General features: G+C 63.6%; 16 protein-coding genes. 11 read left to right on the forward strand and 5 right to left on the reverse strand.

Translation table 11 applies throughout. The features are described from left to right. Window positions 1-62 precede the first annotated feature (62 nt). The gene (locus ACMZ6R_RS17445) at window positions 63-266 is read right to left on the reverse strand and encodes a DUF2065 domain-containing protein (protein WP_416113828.1); all 204 of its coding nucleotides are present in this window, start codon (window positions 264-266) and stop codon (window positions 63-65) included. 121 nt (window positions 267-387) lie between these two features. Between ACMZ6R_RS17445 and ACMZ6R_RS17450 the strand changes: the two genes are divergently transcribed. From ACMZ6R_RS17450 to ACMZ6R_RS17495, 10 genes are all read left to right on the forward strand, one after another. Next, on the forward strand, window positions 388-1,701 hold the full coding sequence (locus tag ACMZ6R_RS17450; protein ID WP_416113830.1) for a nucleotide sugar dehydrogenase: 1,314 nt from the start codon (window positions 388-390) through the stop codon (window positions 1,699-1,701). 10 nt (window positions 1,702-1,711) lie between these two features. Further along, entirely contained in the window at window positions 1,712-2,437 is a 726-nt protein-coding gene (gene mqnB, locus ACMZ6R_RS17455) for a futalosine hydrolase (protein ID WP_416113832.1), read from the forward strand. 15 nt (window positions 2,438-2,452) lie between these two features. Next, entirely contained in the window at window positions 2,453-3,325 is an 873-nt protein-coding gene (locus ACMZ6R_RS17460; protein WP_416113834.1) for an MqnA/MqnD/SBP family protein, read from the forward strand. Between the two features lie 10 nt (window positions 3,326-3,335). Continuing rightward, window positions 3,336-4,304, forward strand: a complete 969-nt coding sequence (locus ACMZ6R_RS17465; protein ID WP_416113836.1) for a polyprenyl synthetase family protein — start codon at window positions 3,336-3,338, stop codon at window positions 4,302-4,304. A 55-nt stretch (window positions 4,305-4,359) separates the two neighbouring features. Further along, on the forward strand, window positions 4,360-7,356 hold the full coding sequence (locus tag ACMZ6R_RS17470; RefSeq protein WP_416113838.1) for an AIR synthase-related protein: 2,997 nt from the start codon (window positions 4,360-4,362) through the stop codon (window positions 7,354-7,356). Window positions 7,357-7,572: 216 nt separating this feature from the next. After that, window positions 7,573-8,082, forward strand: coding sequence for a multiheme c-type cytochrome (locus ACMZ6R_RS17475; protein WP_416113840.1), 510 nt, complete (start codon window positions 7,573-7,575; stop codon window positions 8,080-8,082). A 389-nt stretch (window positions 8,083-8,471) separates the two neighbouring features. Beyond that, on the forward strand, window positions 8,472-10,484 hold the full coding sequence (locus ACMZ6R_RS17480; protein ID WP_416113842.1) for a methyl-accepting chemotaxis protein: 2,013 nt from the start codon (window positions 8,472-8,474) through the stop codon (window positions 10,482-10,484). Between the two features lie 255 nt (window positions 10,485-10,739). Next, complete coding sequence (gene rd / locus ACMZ6R_RS17485; protein ID WP_009109513.1) at window positions 10,740-10,898, forward strand: rubredoxin; 159 nt, start codon at window positions 10,740-10,742, stop codon at window positions 10,896-10,898. Between the two features lie 429 nt (window positions 10,899-11,327). Next, window positions 11,328-11,780 carry a PPC domain-containing DNA-binding protein gene (locus tag ACMZ6R_RS17490; RefSeq protein ID WP_416113844.1) on the forward strand — a complete coding sequence of 151 codons (453 nt, stop codon included), beginning with the start codon at window positions 11,328-11,330 and terminating at the stop codon, window positions 11,778-11,780. Between the two features lie 95 nt (window positions 11,781-11,875). Continuing rightward, the gene (locus ACMZ6R_RS17495) at window positions 11,876-12,685 is read left to right on the forward strand and encodes a hypothetical protein (protein WP_416113846.1); all 810 of its coding nucleotides are present in this window, start codon (window positions 11,876-11,878) and stop codon (window positions 12,683-12,685) included. Between the two features lie 448 nt (window positions 12,686-13,133). On the opposite strand, the gene ACMZ6R_RS17500 is transcribed toward ACMZ6R_RS17495, so the two are convergent. The 4 genes from ACMZ6R_RS17500 to ACMZ6R_RS17515 all read right to left on the reverse strand — a co-directional run bounded on the left by ACMZ6R_RS17500 (window position 13,134) and on the right by ACMZ6R_RS17515 (window position 15,020). Continuing rightward, a complete protein-coding gene (locus ACMZ6R_RS17500) occupies window positions 13,134-13,409 on the reverse strand; it encodes an HU family DNA-binding protein (protein ID WP_416113848.1) in 276 nt (91 codons plus the stop codon). 129 nt (window positions 13,410-13,538) lie between these two features. Further along, complete coding sequence (locus ACMZ6R_RS17505) at window positions 13,539-13,937, reverse strand: MucR family transcriptional regulator (protein ID WP_416113850.1); 399 nt, start codon at window positions 13,935-13,937, stop codon at window positions 13,539-13,541. A 267-nt stretch (window positions 13,938-14,204) separates the two neighbouring features. Continuing rightward, window positions 14,205-14,573 carry an Hsp20/alpha crystallin family protein gene (locus ACMZ6R_RS17510; protein WP_416113852.1) on the reverse strand — a complete coding sequence of 123 codons (369 nt, stop codon included), beginning with the start codon at window positions 14,571-14,573 and terminating at the stop codon, window positions 14,205-14,207. 33 nt (window positions 14,574-14,606) lie between these two features. Beyond that, window positions 14,607-15,020: an Hsp20/alpha crystallin family protein gene (locus ACMZ6R_RS17515; protein ID WP_416113854.1), complete on the reverse strand. Its 414-nt coding sequence runs from the start codon at window positions 15,018-15,020 to the stop codon at window positions 14,607-14,609. Window positions 15,021-15,276: 256 nt separating this feature from the next. Between ACMZ6R_RS17515 and htpG the strand changes: the two genes are divergently transcribed. Further along, window positions 15,277-17,172 carry a molecular chaperone HtpG gene (htpG, locus tag ACMZ6R_RS17520; RefSeq protein ID WP_416113856.1) on the forward strand — a complete coding sequence of 632 codons (1,896 nt, stop codon included), beginning with the start codon at window positions 15,277-15,279 and terminating at the stop codon, window positions 17,170-17,172. The last annotated feature ends 100 nt before the right edge of the window (window positions 17,173-17,272 follow it).

Consider the following 17,272-nt stretch of genomic DNA (forward strand, 5'->3'; position numbering starts at 1 on the left):
GTCCGGGGGAGGGGGCCCCTTTTTGCAAAAAGGGGCCCCCTCCCCCGGTCGATCACGCAGCCTCAGCCCGCTCCGCGCAGCACGATAATGAGCAGCAGCCCGACCAGCATGGCCGTCATGCCGAGCATGCGCAGTTCACGGGGCTTGCGTTCGGAAAGTGCGCGCAGCACCTCGGGCATCTTTTCGGCCGCCAGAAAATATGGCAGGCCCTCTAGAATAAACGCCAGGCCCAAGGCCGTCAAAAAAATTTTCCATTCGAAATGCATGGAACGAGGATACGGGTTCGGCCGGGACAAGTAAATACGTCCGCCTTGCCCCCCGCCGGACTTTGGGCTATCCGGCCCGAAACCGCTTCTCAGCCATTCCCCTATGAAGGAGCACACGACATTGATCACTTTCGAGGACATCCGCGAGAAAAACGCCTCCATTGCCGTCATCGGCCTCGGCTATGTCGGCCTGCCGCTGGCCGTGGCCCTGTCCCGGCATTTCGACGTGGTTGGTTTCGACATCAAGGCCGCCCGCATCGCGGAACTGAATAAAGGTCAGGACAGCACGCTGGAAGTCGAACCGGCCGACCTGGCCGCCGCGACCGTCCGCTATACCAGCGACCCGGCCGATCTTGCCGCCTGCAAATTTTTCATCGTGGCCGTGCCCACGCCCATAAACGCCAACCGGGTGCCGGAACTCGGCCCCCTGGTCGGGGCGTCCAGGCTGCTGGGCGAACACCTCACCCCCGGTTCGGTGGTGGTCTACGAATCCACGGTCTACCCCGGGCTCACCGAGGAAGTCTGCCAGCCGCTTCTGGAGAAGGGCTGCGGGCTTGCCGCCGGCAAGGACTTTTTCATCGGCTACTCGCCCGAGCGCATCAACCCCGGCGACAAGGTCCACACGTTAAAAACCGTGGTGAAAATCGTCTCCGGCCAGACCCCGGAGGTGACCGACCTCCTGGCCGAAGTCTACGGCACGGTGGTCACGGCGGGCATCCACAAGGCCCCGAGCATCAAGGTGGCCGAGGCGGCCAAGGTCATCGAGAACACCCAGCGCGACATCAACATCGCGCTCATGAACGAGCTGTCCCTCATCTGCGAACGGCTGGACATCGACACGTCCGACGTGCTCGAAGCCGCCGGGAGCAAATGGAACTTCCTGCCGTTTCGACCCGGCCTCGTCGGCGGCCATTGCATCGGCGTGGACCCCTACTACCTGCTCTACAAGGCCCAGAGCCTGAACCTGCACCCCGAGGTCATTCCGGCCGGGCGGCGCATCAACGATTCCATGGGCAAGCATGTGGCCGAGGCCACGATGAAGCTCATCATTCGCGCGGAATGCCGCACGACCACGCCGCGCATCGGCATACTCGGGCTCACCTTCAAGGAAAACGTGCCCGATCTGCGCAACACCAAGGTCGTGGACATCGTGCGCGAGCTTTGCGAGTTCCGCATGCACGTGCTCGTCCACGATCCCATGGCCTCGCCCGAGGAGGCCCGGGAAGAATACGGCCTGACGCTTGTGCCCATGGAGGAACTGCGCGACCTGGACGCCCTCATTGTCGCCGTGGGCCACGACGCCTTCAAGGGCCTCTCCCTGACCGATCTCGCCGGCTGGTTCCGGGCGAGCGTCGAGCCCATCCTGGTGGACGTCAAGGGCATTTTCGACCGCGCCGCCGGAGAGGCCGCCGGCTTCCGCTACTGGCGTCTGTAATCCGATGCTCATGGCGCAAGCACAACATACCGGTTCCCCCCTGGTCATCGTCCTGGCCACGGCCAAGGAATACAAGGCGGCGCTGTCGCCGCTCGGCGCGCCGGCCGCTCCGGAGCCGGGGAGGAACGTTTTCTGGCGTCGCGGCGGACGCGATCACGTGGTGTGCGTCACCGGGGTCGGCCCGGTGGCCGCCGCCGCCAGCCTGTGCCTGGTCCTTGGCCGGCTGGGAGCGTCCGCTTCGGGCGTGGTCAACCTGGGGCTGGCCGGAAGCTTCGACTTCGCGGCCGCGCCCCTTGGCGGAATCGTCGCGGCCACAGCCGAGGCGTTTCCCGAATACGGCCTGCGGGCCAAGGCCGGGGTGGATACCCAGGGCCTGGGCTTTCCCCAACTCACCCTCGCCGGCGCCCCGGTCTTCGACCACATGGTCCTTGCCCCCGATGCCGACGCGGCGGCCATGGGCTTGCGCCTCCCCGACGGCTGCGCCCTGGGTGCCGCCGTCACCGTGGCCGGGGTTTCCGGCGAGCCGGACCGGGCCGCGATCCTTTCCCGCAAATACAAGGCCGCAACCGAGTCCATGGAGGGCTTCGCCGTGGCCATGGCCGCGTCCCTGGCCGGCGTGCCGTTTCTGGAACTGCGCGCCATCTCCAACAAGGTCGGCTCGCGTCCGCCGGAAGACTGGGACCTGTCCGGGGCCCTGGCCGCTCTTGGCCGCGCCGCCGACCGACTTCTTTCCTGAGCACCGAGGTTCGCCGTGCCAAGCGATGTCCTTTCCGTCGCCATTTCCCCCTGCCCCAACGATGTGGTCATCTTCGGGGCCTGGATTCTCGGCCGGGTGGGCCTGCCGGACGCCCGCGCCGCCTTTGCCTTCGAGGACGTGGAAACCTTAAACGAAGCCGCCCTGGCCAGGACCTACGACGTGGTCAAGGTCTCGGCGGCCATGGCCGCGCCCCTGGCCGACCGTTACGCCGTGCTGCCCTCGGGCGCGGCCTTCGGCTTCGGGGCCGGCCCCAAGCTGGTGGTCGACAAGGATTTTTCCGCCAGACCGCGCACGGTGGCCGTGCCGGGACTGCGCACCACGGCGGCGACGCTGCTGCGGGCCGCCCTGGCCGGCGACGATCCCGGCCTGCCGGTCCCGGACGCCAGCTTTATCCCGGTGCGCTACGACGCCATCGTGGACACGGTGCGCTCCGGCCGGGCCGAGGCGGGGCTGCTCATCCACGAAACCGCCCTGGCCGCCGCCGACCACGGCCTGCGCCTCGTCCTCGACCTCGGCCAATGGTGGCAGGCGCGCCTGCCGGACGTGCCCGTGCCGCTGGGGGTGATCCTGGCCAAAAAGAGCCTGGGGCAGGCGCGGCTTGCGGCGCTTGGGGAGTTGCTCCGCGAGAGCCTCCTGGCCGCCCGGGAGGAGCCGGAACTGGTGGCTCCGCTGGCCCGGCTGCTGGCCCGGGAAAAAAACGAGGCCGTCATCCGGGCCCACATCGCGGCCTATGTGGGTGAGCTGAGCCTTGCCATGGGCCAAACCGGGGCCAAGGCGCTTTCGCATTTGCGCGAGTTGGCGCAAATGGCCAAAGAACGCCATTTCCCGGCCGCTTCCCCCTTGCCAGCCCCGGACCAATACTGTTAAACGCCAGCGGATGAGCGATTTCGCGGACATCTTATCTCGGGAAGTTCCGGCCATAAACCGGCATCTGGAGGACGCCACGGCGTCGTTGAGTCCTCTGGTGCAGCCGGTGGTGCGCCATGTGCTTTTGGCCGGAGGCAAACGCCTGCGTCCGCTGCTCGCCATTTTAGTGGCCAGGGCGCTGGGGCACCAGGAAGACGACGTCTATCCCCTGGCCTGCTCCCTGGAGTTTCTCCATTCGGCCACCCTGCTCCACGACGACATCGTGGACGGGGCGACGCTCAGGCGGGGCAGGCCCTCGGCCCACACCCGTTTCGGCGCCACCCACACCATCCTGGCCGGGGACGTGCTGTTGGCCCTGGCCAACCGGACCGTGGCCGAATACGACGACCCGGAGCTGACCCGCATCCTCTCCGAGGCCCTGCTCCAGACCGCCACGGGCGAGATTTTGGAAATCGCCCACCTGCGCGACACCGATCTGCCGCTCGACACCTATCTTTCCATCATCATGGGCAAGACGGCCCACCTGCTCCAGGCCGCCTGCCACTGCGGCGCGGTGCTGGCCGGGGCCGACGCCAACCTGCGCGAGGCGGCCAAGACGCTTGGCGGCAACTGCGGCATCGCCTTCCAGCTCGTGGACGACGCCCTGGACTACACCTCCCCGGCCGCCGTTTCCGGCAAGCCCACGGGCGGCGACCTCAAGGAAGGCAAGGTCACGCTGCCCTTGATCCTCTACCTGGCCGCCCTGCCCTTCGAGGCGCGCCGCCGGCTGGCCGAGGACTTCCGCCAGGATCAGCTTTCCGGAGAGGACATCGAATACTTGCGCGGCAACATCGTTGCCGGCGGACACGCCGAAAAAACCCGGGAAATGGCCGCCACCTACCTGGAAAAAGCCCAGGCCGCCCTGGCCGTCTTCCCTCCCTCGCCGGAAGCCGACCTCATCGGCCAGGTGCTGGCGCCCATGCTCGCCCGGGACAAATAGGCCGGGCTCGGCCGGCGGCTGCCGGCGCGCATCGGACCATCAGGAAAGGAACGCCATGCTCAGTCGCGTCGCCGTGGGCCTGCGCCCAAGCGTTACGGACGTCCTCGGCCATCGTGTGGCCGCCAAGATCGGAACCGAACTGCGCCTGCCCGTCAAGGCCGTGCGCATCGTCAAAATTTTCACCATCGACGGCCTGAGCGAAACCGAGGCGGCACAGGTGGCCACGGCCGGCGTGCTGCACGACCCGGTGGTCCAGATCGCCTCGCTCGAGCCCCTCTCCCCGGCCCCGGAGGCCACGGACTGGGTCATCGAAATCGGCTTCCGCCCGGGAGTGACCGACAACGAGGCCAGAACCGCCCGGGACACCATCGCCCTGGCGCTTTCCCTGCCCGAGGACCGCAAGGCGTCGCTGGCCGTCTACACCGCCGCCCAGTACCACATCGAGGGCCTGCCCGACCGGGCCGCGGCCAAGCGTGTGGCCGTGGACCTGCTGGCCAACGACCTGCTCCAGCGCCACGATATCAAGTCCGGCGACGAGTGGCGCGCCGAACCGGGATTTCCCGCCCGCGCGGCCAAGGTGACCGGACAGGCCAGCGCCAAGGTCGAGGTCCCGGACCTCTTCAACATGCTCGAGGCGGACATGCTGGTGCTCGGGCGCGAGCGCACCCTGGCCCTGTCCCTGCCCGAGTGGTGGGCCATCCGCGCCTATTTCGGCCGGCCGGGTTTCAAAATGCGCCGTTCCTGCTGGGGGCTCCACCACAACCCCACCGACGTGGAGCTCGAGTGCATCGCCCAGACCTGGTCCGAGCACTGCAAGCACAAGATTTTCAACGCCATAATCGACTATGTCGACGAGGAAACCGGCGCGGTCGAAGTCATCGAGAGCCTCTACAAGACCTACGTCCAGGGCTCGACCCGCGACATCCGCAAGGCCCTTGGCGAAAACGACTTCTGCCTGTCGGTTTTTTCCGACAATGCCGGCGTGGTGCGCTTCACCGAGGAACTGCACATCTGCATCAAGGTGGAGACCCACAACAGCCCCTCGGCCCTGGACCCCTACGGCGGCGCCCTGACCGGCATCGTCGGGGTCAACCGCGACCCCATGGGCACCGGCATGGGGGCGAACCTTTTGTGCAACACCGACGTGTTCTGCTTCGCCTCGCCGTTCTGGGAAGGCCAGCTTCCCCCGCGCCTGCTCCATCCGCGCCGGGTGCTCGAAGGCGTGCGCGAGGGCGTGGAGCACGGCGGCAACAAGTCCGGCATCCCGACCGTCAACGGCTCCATCGTGTTCGACGAGCGCTACCTCGGCAAACCGCTGGTTTTTTGCGGCACGGTCGGCACCCTGCCGGCGGACCTGCACGGCAAGCCGAGCTACGTCAAAAAGGCCATGCCCGGGGACTACATCGTCATGGTCGGCGGCCGGGTCGGCAAGGACGGCATCCACGGCGCGACGTTTTCCTCCGAAGAGCTCCACGAGGGCTCGCCGGCCACGGCCGTGCAGATCGGCGACCCCATCACCCAGCGCCGCATGTACGATTTTCTCATGCGCGCCCGCGACCTGGGCCTCTACCACGCCATCACCGACAACGGCGCGGGCGGGCTTTCGAGCTCCGTGGGCGAGATGGCCCAGGACTGCGGCGGCTGCGAACTCTACCTCGACCGCGTGCCGCTCAAATACGACGGGCTGGTCCCCTGGGAGATTTTCACCTCCGAGGCCCAGGAGCGCATGACCCTGGCCGTGCCGCCCGAGCATTTCCCGGCCTTCATGAAGCTTTCCCGCGAAATGGGCGTGGAGTCCACCGAGCTTGGCAACTTCACCAACTCCGGGTTCCTGCGCGTTTTTTACGACAGGCGCACCGTGGCCTACATCGATATGGACTTCCTGCACGAGGGCACGCCGCGCATGCGTCTGGCCGCCGCCTGGAAGCGCCCGGAGATCGCCCGCACCGAACCCGTCATGCCCGGCGGCGGACACGGCAAGCTCCTTAGGCGCATGCTCGGCCGCCTCAATATTTGCAGCAAGGAATACGTGGTGCGCCAGTACGACCACGAGGTCAAAGGCGGCTCGGCGGTCAAGCCCCTTTGCGGCGCACGGCGCGACGGTCCGTCCGACGGCGGCGTGCTGCGCCCGGACCTGTCGCGTCCCGAAGGCGTGGCGCTCTCCCACGGCATCTGCCCGCGCTACTCCGACATCGACACCTACTGGATGATGGCCGCGGCCATCGACGAGGCCGTGCGCGGCGCCGTGGCCGTGGGCGCGGACCCCGCGCGCCTGGCCGGGGTGGACAACTTCTGCTGGTGCGACCCGGTGGAATCGGAAAAGACCCCGGACGGCCGCTACAAGCTGGCCCAGCTCGTGCGCGCCAACCGGGCCCTGGCCCATTTCAGCCGGGCCTACCGCGTGCCCTGCATCTCGGGCAAGGACTCCATGAAAAACGACTACTCCGGCGGCGGGGCCAAGATTTCCATCCCGCCCACGGTGCTCTTTTCGGTCATGGGGTTCGTGCCCGACGTCGCCCGCGTGGTCACGTCCGACTTCAAGCGGGCCGACGATCTGGTCTACGTGCTCGGCCTCACGCGACCGGAATTGGGCGCCTCGGAACTGGCCGACGAACTGGGCTTCTCCTCGCCCGACGTGCCCCAGGTCGACGCGACCCCGGCCGCGCGGCGCTACCGGACCCTGCACGCGGCCATGCGCCGGGGGCTGGTTTCCGCCTGCCACGACTGCTCCGACGGCGGCCTGGCCGTGGCCCTGGCCGAAATGGCGCTGGGCGGCCGACTCGGCGCGGACCTGGATCTGGCCCTGGCTCCGGCCGTTCCGGGACTGACCGACCTGGAACTGCTCTACGCCGAATCCCAAAGCCGGTTGGTGGTGACGGTCGCCCCGGAAAATCGGGACGCCTTCGAAGCGCTTTTCGCCGGTCAGGCCCTGGGCCATGTCGGCGTGGTCACCGAAGCCCCGGACCTGATCCTGCGCCGGGGACCGGTCATCTTCTGCGCCGAAACCGCCGAGGAGCTGGCCCAGGCCTTCAAGGCCACCCTCGACTGGTAGCCCTTCTCCGGGCGGGTTCTCCCGCCCCTGTCCGCCGGGGGGGCCATCCTCCCCGGCGGCACAATCGGAAAACGCTTCCCCGCCCCCCCTTGCCCCTGTCCGCCGCGCGGCGGCCCCTCCGTGAGACATCACTGTCATTGGCCAAACCATATTGCTCGGGCCTGGAAAATAGGCTAACGTAATTTACGTTTTCCACCCAAGCCCAGGAGCCCCTCCATGTCAGTCCGGCGGCGGTCTTTGTATGCGGCTTTACTTACGGCGGTCCTGTTTTTCGCCCCCCTGCTGGTCCCCGCCTTCGCCCAACAAAACGGCCAAGCCCCGCCCGAACCGGCCACACCCGCCTCCTACGTCGGCTCCAAGGCCTGCCAGGAATGTCACGCCAAAGAATACGACTCCTATTCCAGGTATTCGAAAAAGGCCCACTCCTCCCAATCGGTCAAGATCATGGCTAAAAAGCTCACCGCCGAGGAACTGCGCGGCTGCTTCGCCTGCCACACCACCGGCTACGGCCGGCCCGGCGGTTTCGTAAGCTTCGAAAAAACGCCCGAACTGGCCAATGCCGGCTGCGAGGTCTGCCACGGCCCGGGCTCGGCCCATGTCGCTTCCGGCGGCGATCCGTCCCTCATCAAGTCGAAGCTGGCCATGTCCGAATGCGAGCGCTGCCACAACGCTGAACGCGTGCGCAACTTCAACTTCAAGCCCATGCTCTTCGCCGGAGCGCATTAAATGCGGTGTGGGAAGAGAATGCGAGAGGGGAAACCCTTTAAAAAGGGTTCTCCCCTCTCGCGCTCTCCCCTTCCTAAATCTTTTACCGGAAAAAAAATCGTTCCCGGGGTTCGAAAGGAATCGGAGGGAAGCCGGCGAGGTCAGAAGCAGGGATGTGCGCCCAAATATGACGCGAGCGGCCGGGGCCGGCGTCTGGGTGTGACGGGCGCGAAGGCGTATTCTTCAAATATGCGCCGCGCGCGGCCGTCACACCCAGACGCCGGCCAGCCAAACAGGAATTGAAAAAAGCCTCCTCGCACAAGGTTTTCACACGGGTATCTAAAAATACATGTGCTGCCCGTGAAACGCGCGCCAACGCCTTTCGCGGACATGCCACCAGGGGGGAAGGGATGGGAGTCGTTTCACGCTCGCTTGGCCTCAAGGTGCTCCTGCTCGTTTCGGGCCTGACCATCCTCGCCTTCAGCGGCCTTTTCTGGGCCAACGCCCACTGGCAGCGCCAGGGCTCCGTGGACCAGATCGACCGCACCTCCCGCCGCATAAGCGGCATCCTGCGCATGGCCATCGAGGAGCCCATGCGCCTCGGCAAGAACGAAGAAACCGCGGCCCAGTTCACCAAGATGGCCGCGGCGCATACCGATATCCGGGTTTTCCTGACCGATTTCAACGGCAACGTGACCTACTCCACGGACCCGGCCGCCCAGCGCCGGGATTTCGCCGACCTGTCCGCGGACGCGAACGTCACGGGGCTGGTGCAAAAAGCCCTGGCCGCCGACTTCCACGGCGGCGCCATCCTGCCCTGGGCCGGAACAAAGTCCTTCGTGGCCGTGGGCTCGGTGCGCAACGAACCGGCCTGCCACCACTGCCACGGCGCGTCCAAGCCCATCCTGGGGGCCATGGTCGTGGTCCAGGACATCACCCCGGAACTGACCCGCCTGACGGACGACCAGATCAAAAGCGCCGGCCTGTCGCTTGGCGGCATGGCCGCCCTGCTCGTCGCCCTGCTGCTCTTCATGAAATATTCCGTGGTCGGCCGGGTCAGAAAGCTGGCCGGCCTGTCCGAGGCCATAAGCCACGGCTCCCTCGACCTTTCCTTCGATGTGCCGGGCCAGGATGAAATCGCCCAGCTCGCCGTCAACCTCTCGGCCATGGTGCGCACCATCAAGGATCAGCTCGAATACAACAAGGGCATTTTAAACGGCGTGATCATCCCCATTTTCGTGGCCGGCAAGGACCGCCGTTTCGAATTCGTCAACACGCCGCTGCAGCATATCCTCGGCAAGACCGACGCCGAAATGCTGGGCGAGCCCGTGGTCGACAGCTTCAAGCGCGAGGACGGCCGCTCGGGCTGCGCCGGAGTGCTCGATTCCGGGGACTGCTCGAGCGGATTTACCCGATTCACCCGCACCGACGGCCAAGTCTTTCCCCTGCACTACGAAATCTCCCCCCTCAAGAACGCCTCGGGCGAGGTGGTCGGCGTCATCGGCGTGCTCATCGACCTGACCCAGGAGGAAAAGGACAAGGACCACATCCGGTCCCAGCGCGAAAAGCTTCTGGCCGTGGCCGGCGAAGTCACCGCCGTGGCCAAGAACCTGTCCGACGCCTCGGACGTGCTGACCGCCAGCATGGACGAGCTCACCGGCGGCGTGGAGAACACCGCCCGCGAAACCGAGCGCGTGGCCACGGCCATGGAGGAGATGAACGCCACCGTGCTCGAGGTGGCCCAGAACGCCGGCGACACGGCCCAGGCCTCGGACGTGGCCACCAAGGCCGCCATCGACGGCGGACAGGAAGTGGCCCGCACTGTGGACGAAACCAAGCAGGTCTCGGTCAAGACCGCCGAACTGGCCGGGTCCCTGGGCAACCTCGAGACCCGGACCGTCAATATCGGCCAGGTCCTGACCGTCATCGGCGACATCGCCGACCAGACGAACCTGCTCGCCTTAAACGCCGCCATCGAGGCGGCCAGGGCCGGCGATGCCGGACGCGGATTCGCGGTCGTCGCCGACGAGGTCAGAAAGCTGGCCGAGAAGACCATGACCGCCACAGCCGAGGTGGCCACGGCCATAACCGACATCCAGGACAGCACGCGCCAGGTCGTGGCCGGGATGAACGACACCAAATCCAAGGTGGAGCTGACCGCGGGCATGGCCGAACAGTCCGGCCTCGTGCTGACCCGCATCGTCGAGCAGTCCAATCGCATCGCCGACATGGTGCGCAACATCGCCGCCGCCTCCGAGCAACAGTCCGCCACCAGCGAGGAAGTCAACGGCAGCGTGAGCCACATCAACGAACTGTCCAAGGACATCGCCCGCCAGATCGCCGACGCCAATACCCGCATCGGCGATGTGCGCTCCATGGCCCACCATCTGGCCGAGTTGGTGGAACAGTTTCGGCAGGAGTGAACCGGGATCACGGCCGGTCTTGACAATTTGGTATGAACTAAAGGATAGACTTGAGCCGGCGTGATCGCTATTTACTGTCGCTATGGACTGTCGGTGGGGCCGCATCCGCCGATGCGGCAGGCGCAAGCGGATGCCTTTCCGGCGCCCCGCCGACCAAATGACCTTGTTGCCGCGCAGGCAAGGGAACCCTCGCGGACCCGGCGCTGCGGGCAAATAAGGAATGCCTACCCGGCTCAACCCCAACGGAGCTTTATCATGGACAAATACGAGTGCAGCATCTGTGGCTACGTGTATGACCCCGCCGCCGGCGATCCCGACAACGGCGTGGCCCCCGGCACCAAGTTCGAAGACATCCCCGAGGATTGGGTCTGCCCGGTCTGCGGCGCCCCGAAGAGCGAATTCAACAAGGCCTAGTGCCGCGGCCCTTGAAAAGTCCGCTGGTATTTTTCAAAAAACCAACATGCAAGCGTGTTGCCCTCGAAATTTGTCTGCGCACCTTTCGAGGGCACGACACGGGCTGATCCATGCCGCGCCGTCTGGAGCGGCTTTTTCCGCATAATCCCGCGCGATCCCTGGCGATGCGCGCGGATGTCCGCCGGGTGGGGGCTGTCGACGGAAGGCGTCGCACGCCCGTGACGCCATGACCGCCCCCACCGGGACATTTTCCGACGCCTTTCGGCCCTCCCACATCGCGGCGGCCCAGGCGACACGGACCAAGCCCACCGCGACGGGAACCCCTGTCCCGCCTGGCCGCAAGCCGCGACGGCGCGACGCCCCTGGCGCGGACTGGCCTGTTGTCTTGCCCGGCGCTTTGGTAACCAGAAAAAAAACGGAGAGGATGGCATGATCGTATCCGAAGGCCACATCGGCCGCGTGTTCGTGTTGCGCCTCGGCGACGGCGACCGCATTCCGGACGCCATCGAAGCGTTCGCCGCCGAGCGGGAAGTGACCTCGGCCGTGGTGCTGGCCCTTGGCGGGCTGGAAAAGGGCAAGCTGGTGGTCGGACCGGAGGATGGCACGGTCATGCCGCCGACGACCATGTTCGCGGCCATTTCCCGGGTGCACGAGGCCGCGGCCGTGGGCACGCTTTTCCCCTCCGCCATCGGCGGCAAGCCGATGCTGCACATGCACGGCGTGCTCGGGCGCGGCGAGGAGACGCGGGCCGGCTGCGTGCGGCCGGGGCTCGAGGTGTGGAAGATTTTCGAGGTGGTGGTGATCGAGATCCTGGGCACGGACCTGGCCCGGTCCAAGGACCCGGAAACGGGATTTTCGCTGCTCGGCTGGGCGCCGCTGTAAGGGACGGCACGCCGGTCCTCCCCTTGGACGGAGGGCATACGCCTCCCCCCTCTTACGGCATGGCGCATCCACGGCGTATGCGCTAGCTTTGCGTCATGCCGTCCCCGCCGGATAACCAGGACAAGGCCGCGCGCCGCGCCCGCCGCCGCTGGCTGGCCAAACGCCGGTGCCAGCGGGCACTGCGGGCGACCATCACCTTCATAGCCATTTTTACGCCGTTTCTTTTTTTCGGCCTCGTCCTGTGCTGCCGCATGCCGTTTGGCCTCGGCGATTCGCTGCCGAACTGGATTCTCCTGTATGAATGCTGGATGTTCCTGCGCAACACCTACATCCTCGCGCGTTATGTATGGATAACACCGTTATGGGCCGCTCTTCCTTTCGTGTTGAATATGTATTTCATCGCAGCCTACCCCCATGCTCCCTATGGACCGATCCGTGATAACCTTTATTTTTCTCTATTCAAGCAGGAAAGAATGCACGTCATTCGGATGATATGGTCAAAAGAGTTGTATTCCAAGGACAAAACTCTGCATTTACCGCAGCCATATACTTATTTAGCCAGGCAGAATGGATTAGTTTCCTATATGACAAATGGCGGACATATAAGCGTCATTTTTTCGGCATCCTGGAATGTACTTTCCCTTGATGAAAGTTTATTATACGTTTCTGACGATACGCCAAAACCATGGCTAGTGATGCATAGAGTACGTGATATGGACAAGATAGAAAAGCACTGGTATGTACTTTATCCGGAATTTGGGTATTTCAGGGCGATCTTGAATTGGCCGATGGAATTCGTACCAGAGAAACAACCACCACCTCCACCCCATCCTTCCCAACAAAATAATAATACAAGACAGCAGTTAAATCTTGAAAAATTTCTTCGCAGTTTTGACAGGCAGTAATCGAATCATTCGGTAAATTTATTCAATATATTCCTCGCATTGTCTAACCCATTAAGAAAACTCTCCACCCCCTCTTCATCAATTCTTCGTTTTATAGCGTTATACTCTTGTTGTGACAGCTGTTTCGAATGCCTTTCCGAATAATACTCCTTATAATAGCGGAATCCCTGCTTGATCATCTCCTGATCTCGGACTTGGTCTCCATATGGCGGTCCGCCTAAAAAATCGAGACTAGGACCAAGAATCATGCGGCGTGTCGATTCTCCTTGCTGCCGGTGCATTCGTGGATACTCTCGCCGCAATCCTATTGGTCCATGAAGGGCCGCTGTTGTCAAATCGATCCGCCACCACACGAAGGATATCCCTTCCCATCCCCACAGGCCCTGCCGCTTCCCATAAAAAAAGGCCGCGGTTTCCCGCGGCCTTGCGCCCAAAGGGCGAAAGAAAACTACTTCACGGCGTCTTTGAGGGTCTTGCCCGGGGTGAAGCGGACAGCCTTGGAGGCCGGAATGTCGATGGCGTTTCCGGTGCGGGGATCGCGGCCGGTACGCGCCGCCCGTTCGGACACCTTGAAGGTGCCAAAGCCCGTCAGGGTCAGCGCCTCGCCCGCAGCCAGGGAATCCTGGATGGCCGCCAGGACGGCGTCAAGAACCTTGCCCGCCTCGGCCTTGGTGGCGATGCCGGCATTGGCCTGGATTTTGGCGATGATGTCAGTTTTAGCCATGTGCGTGCGATCTCCTTCTCGTATGATTGCCGCGACTCCCCAAACCCGACGCCCCGGAAACGACGGCGCGGGAAAGGTCCGGCGCGGCCAGTCCCATATTCGGTTTTCCGGATAGCAGAAAGCCCCGCGTTAGGCCACCACTTTTCCCTTCTTCTCCCACAGCCGCATATCCTTCATTTTTTTGCGCCGATCCCGCTGCAATGACTTGCAAACCAGCGGCATGGACTTCTTGTAGCCGTGCTTGGTCTTGTACTCTTCCGGGGTCAGGCCATGGGAGGCAAGGTGCTTTTTGGTGATCACCTTAAACGACTTGCCGCATTCCAGGCAGGTGACGGATTTTTCCTTGATCGCCTTTTTCGGGTCCATGCCGACGGGCTGTTCCGCTTCGCCGACAGGAGCCTCGCCGCTGATGTCCCGGATGCCGATGGCCAGCCGACGGATCATGGAGGTGATCTCCTCGTCGGTCATGTTGCGCACGGACGCCTGGGCCTTGACGATCTCCAGCGCGCTTTTGAGATAATCTTCCATACAATCTCCTTGAGATATTCCTGCGAAATGCCGCAATGGCGACGGACAGTGCGGTTCTTTCCCCTTCTTGTCAACACGAAGGCACGAAAATGTCACTAACACCTTTTCCGCATGCCCCAAACCTCAAGCAGTAGCGAAGGCTATCTCAACATTACATTTTTGAAATATTAATTTTTATTTTTCAAACTCCAAACAAATATCCTTTTTTCCCCACAAAAAATAAAACCGGGATGCGTTCTGCGCATCCCGGTCATACCAGTACGGCATTTATCCTGCCTGAATCTCGATTTTACGGGGCTGGGCTTTTTCCTGACGCGGCAAATGCAGTTCCAGCACCCCGTCCCGAAGCGTGGCCTTGATCCGCTCCTTGTCCACGATGTGCGACACCGTGAAACTGCGAAAATACTCGCCGCCGCCGAACTCCACATGGCCGAGCTTTTGCCCCTCGGGCAACACATACTCCGCCTTGCCCGAAACCTTGAGCTCGTCCTCGTTGAGGTCGATGACCAGATCGCCCTTGGCCACGCCCGGCATGTCGACGTAAATATAAAACCCGTCTTCCTTCTCGATGATGTCCGTGGCCGGCTTCACCCGGGGCAGCCGGCGCTCCTCGTTTTTCAAAACGCCTTCCGTCATGATCGTCCTCCTGCGGCAATCGCGCCGGCGCGCTTACACGGCCTCGATGCTGATCTTTTTCGGCCTGCTTTCGTCCGATTTGGGCAAAACGACCTCCAACACCCCGTCGCGCATGGAAGCCGTCACCTTCTCCCTGGCCACCGCGGCCTGCATGTTGACCACCCGCTGGAAAAAACCCGTGGGGCGTTCCTGGCGGTAGTACTTGCCCTTGACCGCCTTGCGCTCCCCTTTGATGACCAGGCTCGAATCGGTCAGCGTCAGGTCGAGATCGGCAATGTCCATGCCCGGAATCTCGCAGCGCACGTAAATGTTGTCGTCGTCCTCGCCGATGTTGATCGGCGGATAGGCCACGCTGCGCTGGCTGATGGACATGGCCGGCCACAAGGACTCGAACAGCCGGTCGAATGGCGTGTTGGCGCCGTAAAACGGACCAAGATCAATAACCATGGATGCACCTCCGACAAAGGTTGCTCTTCACAGCCGAAAATAAACAACACCCTCGGCCTGTCAATGGGGTGCGCCCACTTTCCCCCGCATCCGTCCAGCCTCAGGCCGCGCCCTTGACACGTCCCCTCCCCTGATTATCTCCCTTTTTATATTTCCGAACGGGGCATCCCCCCACAGGCCCGACCCGCCCGAGGGGTGCGCGCCTTTTTTTGCGGCCGCACGCCGGCCGGCCAAACCACGCAACAAGGAGTGACCCATGACCGCCGCAGCAGGGGAAACCCACGAATTCAAAGCCGAAATCCGTAAGCTCCTCGATATCATCACCCACTCCATCTACACCAATCGGGAAATATTCCTGCGCGAGCTCGTCTCCAACGCTTCCGACGCCCTGGACAAGCTGCGCTTCGAAATTAGCAAGGGAACCGCCATTGCCGACGCCGATGCGCCCCTCGAAATCCGCATCACCACGGACAAGGAAGGCGGCAGGCTCACCATCGCCGACACCGGCTGCGGCATGACCCAAAACGAGCTGGTCGAAAACCTCGGCACCATCGCCAAATCCGGCACCGAGGCCTTCATGAAGTCCGTGGCCGAAAACAAGGATGCCGCGTCCAACCTCATCGGCCGGTTCGGCGTGGGCTTTTATTCGGTCTTCATGGTCGCCGACAAGGTCACCGTCACCTCCCGCGCCTTCGCCCCCGATGCCGCGCCGGCCCGCTGGATCTCCGACGGCTCGGGCAGCTTCTCCGTCGAGGCCGTGGAAGGCGACGTCCCGCGCGGCACCACCATCGAAATCGAACTGAAGGAAGACACCAAGGACTACGGGGACCCGCAGCGCGTCAAGGACGTCCTGCGCAAGCACTCCAACTTCATCTCCTTCCCCGTCCTGGTCGACGGCGAAAAAACCAACACCCTGCCCGCCCTGTGGCGCGAATCCAAATTCAGCGTCACCCCGGAACAATACAAGGAATTCTACAAATTCCTGACCTACGACGAAGACGAGCCCCTAGCCACCATCCATATAAGCGTCGACGCGCCGGTGCAGTTCACCGCCCTGCTCTTCGTCCCGGCCAAGGGACTCGGGCCCATGGCCTTCCGTGATGCCCTGCACAACGGCCTCGACCTCTACGTGCGCCGGGTGCTCATCTCCAAGGAGGTAAAGGAGCTCATCCCCGAATACCTGGGCTTCGTGCGCGGCGTGGTCGACACCGAAGACCTGCCGCTCAACCTCTCACGCGAAACGCTCCAGGAAAACCTGGTGCTGCGTAAAATCCAGACCGTCATCGTCAAGCAGGTCCTCGACAAACTCAAAAGCCTGGCCAAGGAAGACCCGGACAAATACGCCACGTTCTTCAAGGAACACGGCCAGGCCCTCAAGCTCGGCTACGGCGACTTCGCCCATCGCGAAACCTTCGCCGAACTCATGCGCTTCGACTCCTCGGCCATCGAACGCGACGACAACGACACCTCCCTTGCCGCCTACGTCGAACGCGCCAAGGAAGGCCAGAAGTCCATCTACTACCTGTCCGGCCCGTCCCGCGACGCCCTGGACTTAAACCCCCACCTGGAAATCTTCCGGGCCAAGGGCCTCGAGGTCCTCTACCTCTACGAGCCCGTGGACGAGTTCATCATGGACTCCATCCGCACCTACAAGGACCTGACCATCAAATCCGCCGAGCTGGTCGAAGCCGGCGAACTGGACGCCTTCGCCGGCGAAGCCCCCAAAAAGGAAACGCCGGAACTGTCCAAGGACGAGGAAGGCTCCCTCGACGACTTCCTCAAAAAGATCAAGGAGCTTCTCGGCGACCGCGTCACCGAAGTGCGCCTGTCCACCCGGCTCACCCAAAGCCCGTCCTGCCTGGTCTCCCCCGATGACCACATGACCTCGAGCATGCAGAAAATCATGCGCATGGTCACCAAGGACACCTCGGTCCCGAAAAAAGCCCTGGAACTCAACCGCGACCACGCGCTCATCCGCAACCTGCTCGCCATCTACCGCAACGACGCCGCCGACCCGTTTCTCGGCAAGGCCGTGGAACAACTCTACGACTCCGCCCTGCTCCTCGACGGCTACCTGTCCGACCCGCACCAGATGGTCGCCCGCATCAACGACCTCCTCGCCGACGCCAGCGCGTTACATGTGAAGGGGTAGAGTAGCGTAAGGCACCCGGGGGAGGGGACCCTTTTTTGAAAAAAAGGGTCCCCTCCCCCGGACCCCCACCCTCCCCAAAAACTTTCAAAGGGGTGGGCAA

This window comes from Solidesulfovibrio sp. C21 (assembly GCF_047785625.1).
Lineage (GTDB): Bacteria > Desulfobacterota > Desulfovibrionia > Desulfovibrionales > Desulfovibrionaceae > Solidesulfovibrio.

Coding starts and splice junctions, on each gene's coding strand:
- ACMZ6R_RS17445 (WP_416113828.1), bottom strand. CDS start 266: ATGCATTTCGAATGGAAAATTTTTTTGACGGCCTTGGGCCTGGCGTTT.
- mqnB (WP_416113832.1), top strand. CDS start 1,712: ATGGCGCAAGCACAACATACCGGTTCCCCCCTGGTCATCGTCCTGGCC.
- ACMZ6R_RS17465 (WP_416113836.1), top strand. CDS start 3,336: ATGAGCGATTTCGCGGACATCTTATCTCGGGAAGTTCCGGCCATAAAC.
- ACMZ6R_RS17470 (WP_416113838.1), top strand. CDS start 4,360: ATGCTCAGTCGCGTCGCCGTGGGCCTGCGCCCAAGCGTTACGGACGTC.
- ACMZ6R_RS17475 (WP_416113840.1), top strand. CDS start 7,573: ATGTCAGTCCGGCGGCGGTCTTTGTATGCGGCTTTACTTACGGCGGTC.
- ACMZ6R_RS17480 (WP_416113842.1), top strand. CDS start 8,472: ATGGGAGTCGTTTCACGCTCGCTTGGCCTCAAGGTGCTCCTGCTCGTT.
- rd (WP_009109513.1), top strand. CDS start 10,740: ATGGACAAATACGAGTGCAGCATCTGTGGCTACGTGTATGACCCCGCC.
- ACMZ6R_RS17490 (WP_416113844.1), top strand. CDS start 11,328: ATGATCGTATCCGAAGGCCACATCGGCCGCGTGTTCGTGTTGCGCCTC.
- ACMZ6R_RS17495 (WP_416113846.1), top strand. CDS start 11,876: ATGCCGTCCCCGCCGGATAACCAGGACAAGGCCGCGCGCCGCGCCCGC.
- ACMZ6R_RS17500 (WP_416113848.1), bottom strand. CDS start 13,409: ATGGCTAAAACTGACATCATCGCCAAAATCCAGGCCAATGCCGGCATC.
- ACMZ6R_RS17505 (WP_416113850.1), bottom strand. CDS start 13,937: ATGGAAGATTATCTCAAAAGCGCGCTGGAGATCGTCAAGGCCCAGGCG.
- ACMZ6R_RS17510 (WP_416113852.1), bottom strand. CDS start 14,573: ATGACGGAAGGCGTTTTGAAAAACGAGGAGCGCCGGCTGCCCCGGGTG.
- ACMZ6R_RS17515 (WP_416113854.1), bottom strand. CDS start 15,020: ATGGTTATTGATCTTGGTCCGTTTTACGGCGCCAACACGCCATTCGAC.
- htpG (WP_416113856.1), top strand. CDS start 15,277: ATGACCGCCGCAGCAGGGGAAACCCACGAATTCAAAGCCGAAATCCGT.